The following is a 12,105-nucleotide window of genomic DNA, read 5'->3' as shown; positions in this document are numbered from 1 at the left end:
GATAGGTGGATTCTAAAAATGACTATATCTGCTATATGCTAGAAATCTTTACGGCTCACCTTTCTTACAAAAAGCAGCAGCGGCAATACAATCCATAATACCAGTGTACAAAAAGAAATGAGTGTACCTTGCAGGGTACCAAAGAATTTTTCAAAAACAGCTCCAGTATATCCCAGCAAAGCCGCCGTTTCCAGACGCAGTAAAATGAGTATTCTGGACAGGTCAATGGGGTTGAAAAGCGTGATGCCTATAGATACTTTTTCCAGGGGATAGTCATCAAATATGACCAGAAATGCCAACAATAATCCATCGTAGATAACCGCTGTAAACAGCCAGAGCAGGATAGCGATTCCAAACCCTTTAATGCGGTCCTCGAAACTGACAGATACCAGGAAAGCAACAGCTGTAAATATAGCCGTTAGTAAAGAGCCACACAGCATCAGCATAAACAGATGTTTGCTCTCTTCTAAAGTGCCTGCATAAATGACAAAAGCGATTCCCAGACCCAGGCAAAAACTTAGTAGCAGCGAGATAGTTAATCCCAGGTACTGACCCAGAAACAGGTGGCTGCGTTTGATAGGTTGTGCCAGCAATAGCTCAGAAAATTCCCTGGAATTGTAAAAATACATAGTGCCAAACACCGTGCTGATCAGGGGAACCAGCAGCAACACTACATTCAGTAAGCTTACCAGCGCTTTGGTAAAATCGCCGGAAAAATAGAGTAGAGTAGAGGTTAGGGTCAGAAAAAACAGGCCATACAGTAAAGCCCACCAGCTACGTAAGGTATCGTAAAATGAGTATTTGATTATTTTTGCTAAGGTATTCATACCTTTATCCTTTCTTTAGCCGTTTTTTTTTGAGTGATTTTTGCAATAGCCCGCTCCAGGCGGAGTTCATCCTGGGAATAAAGCAATTCTGATACAGTGCCCTGGAAATAAATTTTGCCATCCAGCAGGTATATCACTTCATCAGCCAGTTCTTCTACTTCGCTTAACATATGGGTGGTAAGCAAAATGGTTTTTCCCTTTTCTTTCTCCTGCAGAATCAGGTCTTTCAGCTTAATATGCGAAACCGGATCCAGGCCGGCAGAAGGTTCATCGAAAATGAGAATATCCGGATTGAACATGAACGTTAAAATGGCATTCACTTTCTGCCTCGTACCTCCTGATAAATTCTTTAATGCTTTGTTTTGGAAATTCTCCAGTTCAAAGTAGCGGATGTATTGCTCCTCACAGGAAGGCATTTTACGGATGTCTTTAAGCATGCGGATTAACTCCATCATATTGAGGTTTTCAGGGAAACGGGCGATCTGGGGCATATAGCCAATCCCATTTTTGTATTGCCAGTTGTGTTTGATATTTTGCCCGTTTATCAGAATTTCTCCGGCATCCAGATTTACCAGCCCCAGGATAGATTTAATCAAAGTTGTCTTTCCAGAACCATTAGGCCCAAGAAAAGCATAAATTTTTCCAGGCTCCATGCGTACATTCACGCCTTTCAGCACCTGGAGTTTTCCAAACGATTTATATATGTGTTGAATCTCAATCATCGTTACCAGTGGTTTAAACGCATACTAGGACCATCATCCTGAATCGTTGCGGGCGTTAATACAGGGGCTACTCTTTCTGCCAGCTCCAGTAAATCAATAAATAAACTCCTGATCAGCACCATCGCCGTAGGCACATCTTCTATCAGGTAAGAAAATAATTTAACGGGTTTATGCGGCACATCTCCGGTGCCATCTCTATCGAGGTCGTAGCCTGTATAACTGCTCCAGTAATTGCCATTAAATGTATTATTACTTGTGTAATTATTACTGGAGGCCACTTCAAAAGTATTGGCGATGAAGTTATTACGTTCAAAACGGAGTTCTTCACAGCTTCCCATCATGCGCAATGCCCATCCATTCTGGCGGAATTCATTGTGCTGAATAATTGTACGGTTGGTGCCTTCCGCATGGATACCGACTGTATTTTGCAAAAAAGTATTCTTCTCAATACGGCTATCGGTGATGTCTTTGAGTAAAATGCCATAAGCAGAAGCGCCCCAGTTATTCTGGAATGTGTTTTCTACCATGGTAATATGTTTGGAATACATCACAGCTACTCCAGCGCCATTGTTAATAAACCGGTTGCTGCGGTATACATTGTTATCGGAAAACATAAAGTGCAATCCATAGCGCAGGTTTTTTGTACTGATATTGTTTATAATTCGGCTGTTGCTTACAAACTCGAAATAGATGCCATCCCGGTGACCGGAAACCTGATTATCCTCTATCAGCATGGTGTTGCAGTACCACACATGAATGGCGTTTCCGGAAGTGCTTTCCATTGTTGACTGAGAATGAATGCGGTTATTCTGCACCTGGCAGCTATCGGCTTTTTCCAGGTAAATGCCAAAAAAGGCATTCCTGATCTGATTGTTCCGGAGGATGCAGTGCTTACTCCTGGAAATACGGATAGCCGCATAATCTTTGATGGCACTTACTTTTACATTCTGCAGCACTAGTCCTTCTACCACTACGCTATCTGCTTGTATAGTAATGATTTCTCCGGTAAACTGCCCATCTATCACCGGATTGTGTCTGCCAATGAGGGTAAGCGGTTTGTTGATAATGATGTCACTTTCAAGGTATGTGCCTTGGCTGATGTATATTGTATCGTGTGGTTGTGCTAATTGAATTGCTTTTTTTACAGACTGTATTGTGCCTGTTTTACCAACAAGCAAACTTTGGGCAACACTTACCTGACTAATACTTGTCAGTAAAAATAAAAGCAGAAAAGCAACAGATGCCCTTACACCGGAAGCAAGTGCTTGTTTTTGTAAAATACAATTGCTGTATGTATTAGTGAGCATTTCCATGACTAGCACAAAGTTTCTGGGTTGCTTCCCAGGTTAACAGATTTCCGGATTTTTCTGCGGCAAACTGGCTGGCAGTTTCCTGATCGCTGAACGCTGTAAGAAACATTCCCATCGGACTAGGCATCTGCTCACTTTGCAGGAAAATAGCTTTGCTTACTTCAATGAACTGGCCAGGATTTTTATAATCTGTTGCCAGCAATGTTTTGGCAGAAGCACCAGCTTCATTTTCATCCAGGTATTGAGCCATACATTCAATGGAATCAAACTTATATACTTTGCCTTTCTGGGTTACCAGCTCTGAACCATAGCGGTTATCAGAAATAGTCATTTTGCAGTGATGACAATTATCACTGCCGTACGCAATAGGCTCAGGTCCAGACTGGCAGGCAATAAGCAACAGGATGGACGTTAGACCAACATATATTTTTAGCGGCGTTATCATATTGCGAAATGTTATATCTTCAGTTTACAACCTAACTTTATTATAATGCATTAATAATAAGCTTATTCATAGGCTGAATAACTGACTTTTGTTTGGTATGTTTAAAAGCCAGGTATACTGCGCCAATAGCTAAGAGAAGGCCCATTCCAAAAGCTGCGCCACCTAAATGAGGAAAAGAGGTAGCCGTAATATTTAATAATGTTTTCACTCCGATAAAAGGCGGTGAGTACGTCATGCCTTCAATTTTGATGGGTGCATTGGGATCGAGGTTATTCCCGAAAGCCTGTTGCCAGCGGTAAAAATCAATCAATCCCACAGTGCCAGCTATGATCAGTAATACTACCCATCCAACCAATACTTTTCTGTTCCGGATAATGGCAACAGCTATACCTAAAGCGATCAGCACTAGTACTACATAAGGCATAATGCGCAGCTCAACAAATGAATCCTGGTGAATAGCGGCCATGCCAACGTAATGGTTCAGGATATTCACGTTTTGCAACGTAAATTCATCGGTTCCAGTGATCTGACTGAGCCAGATATACATTTGCAGTCCGCCAGGATATTGAGGCGCTTCCAGGTTGATATACCACAAAGGCACAAAAAAAGTGGCTGCAACAAACAGGCAACTCAATATGACCAGCAGGCTTGATATCTTTTTCATAACTTTAAAGTTTAAGAGAAAAGGAATAAAGACTGCCCGCTTAGCAGGCAGCCTTTACAAAGAGGTTAGTTATATCCCTTTCTTAGGTTCGCCCAGCCAGAACTTGATCGGCACATTAGCACCTTTTTCAGAAACTCTGGCATAGCCTTGCATTTCCTGGTGCAGCGCAGAACAGAAGTCGGTACAATAGAAGGGGGTTACTCCTTTTTTAGTAGGCACCCATTTTAAGGTTTTGGTTTCACCAGGCATAATTAGCAGTTCGGCATTCTGGTTACCCATTACAGCAAATCCATGCGGTACGTCCCAGTCTTGTTCCAGGTTGGTGATGTGGAAGTATACCTCATCGCCTACTTTGATGCCTTCAATATTATCTGGAGCCAGGTGACTGCGGATAGCCGTCATATATATGTGTACCTCATTGCCTTTCCGTTCTACTCTGGCATCTGCTTCTTTCTTAGTTGCATAGGGGTGTTCGTTTTCATCCAGGCGGTAGAACTTAGTGCTGTTTTTGGATACAATGTCTGCTTTAATGGCTTGTGCATAATGTGGTTCGCCGAAAGTCGGGAAGTCGAGCAGCAGCTTCATTTTCTCGCCGGAAATATCAATGAGCTGGGCACTTTGTGCTAACTCAGGACCAGTAGGCAGGTAGCGGTCTTTGGTGATTTTGTTCATCGCCAGCAAATATTTTCCATCCGGATTTTGTGTATCACCTCCTGGAATCATTAAGTGGCCGATAGAATAATACACCGGAATGCGGTCTAATACTTCACGGGTTTTTACGCTCCATTTCACTACCTCTGACGACACGAACATGGAAGTATAGGCATTTCCTTTGGCATCAAACTCGGTATGCAGGGGGCCTAACCCTGGTTTTTGCACTTCTCCTGCCAGTACACTTTCATATTTTAGCACCGGAATACCGTTGATAGTTGTTTCATAGGCTTTGTCTGCAATGGCTTTGATCATTTTAGCATACGAGTGTACCGGAATCACTGCTGCCAGTTTACCACTTACTACAATGTTCTCACCGGTGGGATCTACGTCTACGCCATGGGGTGATTTAGGCACTGGAATCAGATACATCATCCCTGGACAATCTTCCGGCAACAACACACGCACCGTTTTCTTCTGGGTGGAAGTTACGCTATGTGTGTTGTGGTCAAGTTTATTATGGTAATAGTTAGCCGGAATTTCTCTGGCTTTGCCTTGTTGTGCATATTCAGCCGCTTTTTTCCAGTTGATCGCAGCTAAATAGTCTTTATCATTTTGAGAAGCACCTATCTCTTTCAGTGTTCCGGCTTTTTCTGTATTATAAGAAGTAAAAAACATCCAGTCGGCAGAAGGGCCTTTGCCGCCATTGGCTAAGTCAAAGTCAAAACCTGGCACCAGAATCTGGAAGTCGATATTCATTTCGCCAGATGCCGGGTCTACTTTAATAAAGGATAATGAAGCCCGGAATTTATCTTTGTACGTATCCAGCGGCACATCTTCAATGCCTCCACCATCATTAGAAATCGGCACGGCAAAACGGGTACCCGCTACTACGTATTCGGTATTATCTGTGGGGTAAGGCGAGCAGTGTTGACCGGCACTGTTAGGAATTTCAATGATTTCGGCGGTTTCAAAAGTTTTCAGATCTACTCTTGCTATACGTGGTGTATTATTGCCATTCACAAACAAGAACCGGCCATCGGGTTTTCCATTGGTGCGCGAGAGTTTGGGGTGGTGCAAATCATCCCAGGGAATAAATCCAAAAGAAGTATTCAGCATAGGCTTGGATTCTTCGGAATATCCATAGCCATTTTCCGGGTTTTGCGAAAATACCGGAATTACTTTTAGCAAACGGCCGGAAGGTAATCCGTAAACGTCTACCTGCCCGTTAAAACCACCTGATAAATAGGCGTAATATTCATCATGCTTACCTGGAGCGACAAACACCTTCCGGGCAGCCTCATTGTCGGAGCCAATGGCAGAGCCTGTGGTGCCTTCTGTATTTCTGCAGCCAGTAGATACAGCAAGCGAACCTGCCAGCAGCATATAGGCCCAGTTTGCTCTTATTTTATATAAAGTTTTCATGGTATGTGTAATTAGGTATTTCAATCACAGTGGAAGTCTGATTGCTAAAATGAGTCTATTCTTTCTCCAGCATCTGATACAAAAGTAAACTAGTACCTAAGGAAAATTTATGATCTGAATCATACAGAAAAGAGTTATTACTTCTTTTTTAAGATGATAAGTATCATGTATTTAAGTAGAAACAATCATATTTAGTAGCGCAGTACTTACGCATATTTGCCAGCAACTTCTAAAGAGGTTGTCTTAACTATCCTTAAAATGATACCAGTAGAAATATTAAAGCGATATGGAAGCCAGGAAGTAGAACTCGATAAGGAAGAGGTGCTGTTCCGGGAAGGAGATGCACCCCTGCATTACTTTCAGATTGTAACTGGAAGTATCAAGATGGTAAATTATAGCTATGACGGGCAGGAATTTATACAAGGCATTTTTGAAGACAATGAAAGTTTCGGAGAGCCGCCTTTGTTTGCAGACTTCAGATATCCCAGCGATGCCATTGCTATTAAAGATACGGTGTTAATTAAGCTACGGAAAGAGTCATTCCTACAATTACTGAAAGATAATTTTGACATACACCTGAAATTCAGTGAGGTGTTCGCAAAAAGACTGAAATACAAGTCGATGGTACTGAAAGAAATTTCCTCTTATGCCCCTGATCACCGGCTGATCACCCTTATCAAATACTTCAAAGCCCATTCTGAGGCGCCAAAGCATGAAAAATTTCTTGTTCCTTATACCCGTCAGCAACTTGCTGATATGACAGGTTTACGCGTGGAAACTGTGATACGGACTGTAAGCAAGTTGAAAGAAGAAGGAAAAGTTAGTGTGATCAAGCATAAAATATACTTAAACTGATCAGTTTCCGGGGTAGGACAGTAATTAAATATAAAACCCGCAAAAACTACATCTTGCGGGTTTATGCTGTAATTGATAACCGAAATTGCCCTACGCATTCACAATCTCACCCCCATTCGGGTGCAGAATCTGGCCGGTCATATAAGAGGTATCTTCAGAAGCCAGGAATACATAACTTGGACCCACTTCAGAAGGCTGCCCTGGCCTTCCTAAAGGCGTATCTTTACCAAACTTAGCTACTTTCTCCTCATCAAATGTTGCTGGGATCAAGGGTGTCCAGATAGGGCCTGGTGCTACTGCATTCACCCGGATGCCTTTTTGCGCCAGATTCTTGGACAAAGAACGCGTAAAAGAATTAATAGCACCTTTAGTAGACGAATAATCAATCAGATGTTCGCTTCCCCGGTAAGCCGTTACGGAAGTCGTGTTAATAATTGAGTCACCAGCTTGCAAATGCGAAATTGCCGCTTTTACAATATGGAACATAGACAGAATATTGGTCCGGTAGGTATTTTCCAGATCCTCTGTCGTGATGTCTTCTATATTCTCTTTGGGATGTTGTTCAGCCGCATTATTTACCACAATATTTAGTTTACCCAACTGCGCTACTGTTTGTCGTACAATTTCCTGGCAGAATTCTTCGCGGCCAATATCTCCGGCTATGAGAATACACCTTCTTCCCTCCTGCTCTATCATTTCTTTCGTGGCCTGGGCATCTTCATTTTCATCCTTGTATACAATGGCAACATCTGCACCTTCGCGGGCAAAATGTACAGCTGCCGACCGTCCAATACCACTATCGCCTCCGGTGATAAGGGCTACTTTATTCTTCAATTTATTGCTGCCTTTATAGCCTTGCCGTATATATTCTGGCTTAGGATTCATCTTTGTTTCCAAACCAGGCTGACGTTCCTGTGCTTGTGCTGGTACTGATTCTGGTTTATTGCTAGCGGTGGGCTGGTTTTCCATAGTTTATATTGTTAGGTTGAATATACCTTCACAACGTAGGATACAAAGCTGAGGTTAGCCCTTATAACAATTTTTTAAATGCCAAACTAAACAATTAATTCTCTTATGAACGTATTGAAGATTAAAGAAACCTGCTTATATGTATCAGATCTTCAGAAAAGTGAAGATTTTTATCATGGCAAACTGGGGTTTCCTATTATTGGTAAAGTAGAAGGGCGGCATATATTTTTTAGGGCTGGCAGTTCTGTACTGCTCTGCTTTATTGCCGAAAAAACAAGGCAAGATACAAACCTGCCTCCCCATTACGGTTCCGGACACTTACACCTGGCTTTTGAAGTTAGTCCGCAGGAGTACCAGTTATGGAAAGAGAAGATACAACAAGCTGGTATCACTATTGAACATGAACAAGCATGGAAAGATGATCTTCACTCCTTCTATTTCCGTGATCCGGATGGGCACTTGCTGGAGATTGTACCAACAGGAATATGGGAGTAAGAGCGTTAGTATAGAAAGAAATAGATTATAGAAGCCACCAGAAATGGTGGGTCTGATGCGCTCAAGTAAGCGGCAGAAGCGTAAAGCTACCTGCGTAGAAGCCTCAAAAGTAAACAAGAGAGGCCCGAAAGGCAGACAAAAGAGCTACAGTTAGTTATGCTTTGGACATTATGTGTACAATATAGTTGAGTTATTCTTTGCTGATGAATTTGCTTTATCTATGAACCCCAGCCTACTTAGGGCTGCCAACTAAAAACAGAAACAATTGCCGATCAGCTCTATAAAGACAAAAAGATCAACCTGCTTGGCTTTTCTCAAGGGGATAATACAGTCATTACTTACCAGACCAAAGCCAATCTGAATTGTGCCTTCATCATTGATTCGATTAATCACTTGTATAGCCCATTGACCAAACCAACCGTGCTGGTGCCAGATAATGCGCTATACATACAATGAAGCCTTATTGGCAGAAGTAGATAACTGGCACTAGCAGAACTTATCTATCTTCTTTCTGCCCCTCTATTGCTTACACTCGAACAAAGCTCAGATCTACAGGTACTGATAATAGCTCAGGTATGAGTGACTCAAAGCAGGGAAATATCCAGGCTTTAGCTGCTTTCAAAAAAAGCTAAATACCATCCAATGTGGTTTAAGCACTCAGTATATCATCCGTCTTAAAGAATGATTCAATTTGTAACCTAATCATATTGAATTTCTTGAAATAGAAGTAAATGAACAATTAAAAATTTCAAATTATTGATTGTCAATACAATAGAGTTTATATATTTTATTAATAAATTAATAGCTAACTTTTCTAAAATCCTAAACTTGCTCATTTAAAATCTACCTGCAAAAGTAAAATCATCTCTCTACATGCTTTAGCGTTACAAGAATAAATTAGATTTTACTAATATTATATTCTAAGTTGGAAAAAATTCTAGTGACGAGATACAAGGTCGAATTACATTATGCTAATATACTATACTTATGTAAAGTAATCTTATAAGAGACAAGCTGATTAAAGTAATATTAAATGTTGAAGATTAAGAACTAATAATTATTCTTAAGAAACTTTTTAAAGATGGCTGCATAACAATTCTTAATTTTCAGGCTTAAAATAATTATAAAATACGCTTATAATTCTAAAACTCACATAATAATATTTTAGCTATATTTCATCTATAATGACAACAATTTTAAGGATTTAACTTAGATGTCAAAAAAAGGGATTAATTATTAATGTAATATTTTGTATCTAAAAGTAAAATACCAAGTAAAAATTGTAATAAGGGATGAATTTATGGATATGCGGTTACACCTTAAGAAATTTTAGAATAAAAGTTATTATTTTGCAAAACTGTAAGTTGTTTTTAAACTAATCATTAAACTATACAAATTTACGCACTATGAAAATAGCCGTTGTAGGAACCGGGTACGTTGGTCTGGTAACAGGTACATGCTTCGCCGAAACAGGTAATGAGGTAACCTGTGTTGATATTGATGTTAAAAAAGTTGAAAAACTAAAAAATGGGATTATTCCAATTTACGAACCAGGCCTTGACATTCTTTTCGAGCGTAATATCAAAGCAAAACGTTTAAGATTTACAACTGATTTAGCTGAGGGTATTAAAGAGGCTCAAATCATTTTTCTGGCTTTACCTACACCTCCTGGCGAAGATGGATCAGCAGATTTGAAATATATCCTAAAAGTCTCTGACGATTTAGGCCCATTATTGCAGGATTACACGGTAATTATTGATAAAAGTACTGTCCCTGTAGGAACAGCTGAAAAGGTACGAGACAGAATTGCTAAAAATGCAAAGGTAGAATTTGATGTGGTTTCTAATCCTGAATTTCTCCGGGAAGGGGTTGCTGTTGAAGATTTTATGAAGCCTGACCGGGTGGTAATTGGAACTGAATCTGAAAAGGCCCAGAAAGTGCTTACTCATCTGTATAACCCACTTGTACGTCAGGGAAATCCAATCATCTTTATGGATGAACGTTCCGCTGAAATGACAAAATATGCAGCCAATGCTTTCCTGGCTACAAAAATTACTTTCATGAACGAGATTGCTAATCTTTGCGAAAAAGTTGGTGCAAATGTAGACCATGTTCGTATGGGCATAGGTTCAGATTCCCGCATTGGGAAACGCTTTTTGTTTGCTGGTATTGGATATGGTGGCAGCTGTTTTCCAAAAGATGTTCAGGCACTTGCGAAAACATCAGAAGAATATAATTACGACTTTAAAATTCTTCAATCAGTGATGGAAGTGAATGAGATTCAAAAAACCAAATTGATTCCAAAAATTAAAGATTATTTTGATGGCGCATTAAAAGGAAAAACCATTGCTGTTTGGGGATTAGCATTTAAACCCTATACCGACGATATCCGCGAAGCTCCTTCTTTAATAAATATCAAGGAATTATTGGAGGCTGGTGCTAAAGTGAAAGCTTACGATCCTGAAGCTGCAGAGAATGTAAAAAACATCTTTGGCAACAAAATTACTTTAACTGATGGCCCTTACTCTGCTCTTGAAAATGCAGATGCCTTACTTATTGTTACAGAATGGCCTTTGTTCCGTACGCCTGATTTTGGAGTAGTAAGTAAATTACTGAAGAACAAAGTTATTTTTGATGGACGAAATTTGTTTGACATTGCTGAAATGAAAGAATTAGGCTATACCTATTATAGCATAGGTAGAGAAACCGTTAACCAGGAATCAGAGGTAAAAGCATAATTTTCATCCATACACTATACATTTGTTCAACCTTATATGAAGCGTGTACTCATTACCGGAGGAGCCGGATTTTTAGGATCTCATCTTTGTGACAGATTTATTAAAGAAGGATACCATGTAATTGCCATGGATAACTTGATTACAGGTTCTATGAAGAATATAGAACACTTATTCAAGTTGCCGCAATTTGAGTTCTACCATCAGGATGTTTCTAAATATATACACGTACCTGGCAGTTTGGACTATATTCTGCATTTCGCCTCTCCAGCCAGTCCGATAGATTATTTAAAAATACCTATTCAGACATTAAAGGTAGGCTCTTTGGGAACACATCATCTGCTTGGTTTGGCAAAAGCTAAAGGTGCCCGGATGCTGATTGCGTCTACTTCTGAAGTGTATGGTGATCCGCATGTACATCCACAGAATGAGGATTACTGGGGAAATGTAAATCCTATCGGCCCTAGAGGAGTTTATGATGAAGCAAAGCGTTTTCAGGAAGCGATGACAATGGCTTATCATACTTTTCATGGCCTGGAAACCAGGATTGTCCGTATCTTCAATACATATGGTCCGCGCATGCGATTAGATGATGGACGGGCGCTTCCAGCATTTATAGGACAAGCTATCAAAGGCGAGGATTTAACAGTATTTGGAGATGGTTCTCAAACCCGATCTTTCTGTTATGTTGATGATTTGATTGAAGGCATTTATCGCTTATTGTTAAGTGATTATGCCTATCCGGTAAATGTTGGTAATCCTGATGAGATTACTATTAAGGAGTTTGCTGAGGAAATCATCAAGCTGACAGGTACCAAACAAAAAATTGTGTATAAACCTTTGCCCAAAGATGATCCTAAACAGCGCCGTCCTGATATTACCAGAGCCAAGGAACTTTTAGGATGGGAACCAAAAGTTTCCCGTGCTGAAGGATTAAAGATTACTTATGAATTTTTTAAGAATACTTTAGAAAACTAAGATTTTATTAACATAGTTACTACATTCAG

Annotated in this window: 11 protein-coding genes; 4 read left to right on the top strand and 7 right to left on the bottom strand. The window is 40.3% G+C overall.

Annotated elements, in window-relative coordinates; genetic code table 11:
- Window positions 1-38 precede the first annotated feature (38 nt).
- From GXP67_RS17670 to nosZ, 6 genes are all read right to left on the bottom strand, one after another.
- Window positions 39-827: an ABC transporter permease gene (locus GXP67_RS17670; protein ID WP_162444349.1), complete on the bottom strand. Its 789-nt coding sequence runs from the start codon at window positions 825-827 to the stop codon at window positions 39-41.
- Window positions 824-1,549 carry an ABC transporter ATP-binding protein gene (locus GXP67_RS17665; RefSeq protein ID WP_162444348.1) on the bottom strand — a complete coding sequence of 242 codons (726 nt, stop codon included), beginning with the start codon at window positions 1,547-1,549 and terminating at the stop codon, window positions 824-826. The genes GXP67_RS17670 and GXP67_RS17665 overlap by 4 nt, the downstream gene beginning before the upstream one ends.
- A 2-nt stretch (window positions 1,550-1,551) precedes the next feature.
- Window positions 1,552-2,862: a nitrous oxide reductase family maturation protein NosD gene (locus GXP67_RS17660; protein ID WP_232065256.1), complete on the bottom strand. Its 1,311-nt coding sequence runs from the start codon at window positions 2,860-2,862 to the stop codon at window positions 1,552-1,554.
- Window positions 2,846-3,304, bottom strand: a complete 459-nt coding sequence (locus tag GXP67_RS17655; RefSeq protein ID WP_162444347.1) for a nitrous oxide reductase accessory protein NosL — start codon at window positions 3,302-3,304, stop codon at window positions 2,846-2,848. Before GXP67_RS17655 ends, GXP67_RS17660 begins: the two co-directional genes overlap by 17 nt.
- Before the next feature lie 40 nt (window positions 3,305-3,344).
- Entirely contained in the window at window positions 3,345-3,968 is a 624-nt protein-coding gene (locus GXP67_RS17650) for a hypothetical protein (protein WP_197901705.1), read from the bottom strand.
- Between the two features lie 69 nt (window positions 3,969-4,037).
- The gene (gene nosZ / locus GXP67_RS17645; RefSeq protein WP_162444346.1) at window positions 4,038-6,044 is read right to left on the bottom strand and encodes a Sec-dependent nitrous-oxide reductase; all 2,007 of its coding nucleotides are present in this window, start codon (window positions 6,042-6,044) and stop codon (window positions 4,038-4,040) included.
- A gap of 258 nt (window positions 6,045-6,302) precedes the next feature.
- On the opposite strand from nosZ, the gene GXP67_RS17640 reads away from it, so the two are divergent.
- Entirely contained in the window at window positions 6,303-6,899 is a 597-nt protein-coding gene (locus GXP67_RS17640) for a Crp/Fnr family transcriptional regulator (protein WP_162444345.1), read from the top strand.
- Window positions 6,900-6,989: 90 nt separating this feature from the next.
- Here the strand turns inward: GXP67_RS17640 and GXP67_RS17635 are convergent, their stop codons facing one another.
- On the bottom strand, window positions 6,990-7,868 hold the full coding sequence (locus GXP67_RS17635) for an SDR family oxidoreductase (RefSeq protein ID WP_162444344.1): 879 nt from the start codon (window positions 7,866-7,868) through the stop codon (window positions 6,990-6,992).
- Between the two features lie 105 nt (window positions 7,869-7,973).
- Here GXP67_RS17635 and GXP67_RS17630 point away from each other — a divergent pair, with 105 nt between their 5' ends.
- From GXP67_RS17630 to GXP67_RS17620, 3 genes are all read left to right on the top strand, one after another.
- A complete protein-coding gene (locus tag GXP67_RS17630; RefSeq protein WP_162444343.1) occupies window positions 7,974-8,363 on the top strand; it encodes a VOC family protein in 390 nt (129 codons plus the stop codon).
- 1,406 nt (window positions 8,364-9,769) lie between these two features.
- Window positions 9,770-11,101 (top strand): UDP-glucose dehydrogenase family protein, encoded by a 1,332-nt coding sequence (locus tag GXP67_RS17625; RefSeq protein WP_162444342.1) that lies wholly within the window; start codon window positions 9,770-9,772, stop codon window positions 11,099-11,101.
- 36 nt (window positions 11,102-11,137) lie between these two features.
- The gene (locus GXP67_RS17620; RefSeq protein WP_162444341.1) at window positions 11,138-12,076 is read left to right on the top strand and encodes a UDP-glucuronic acid decarboxylase family protein; all 939 of its coding nucleotides are present in this window, start codon (window positions 11,138-11,140) and stop codon (window positions 12,074-12,076) included.
- Window positions 12,077-12,105: the final 29 nt, after the last annotated feature.

This window comes from Rhodocytophaga rosea (genome assembly GCF_010119975.1).
GTDB lineage: Bacteria > Bacteroidota > Bacteroidia > Cytophagales > 172606-1 > Rhodocytophaga > Rhodocytophaga rosea.
The sequence above is the reverse complement of the archived record's forward strand: the minus strand, read 5'-3'. Positions and strand labels throughout refer to the sequence as shown.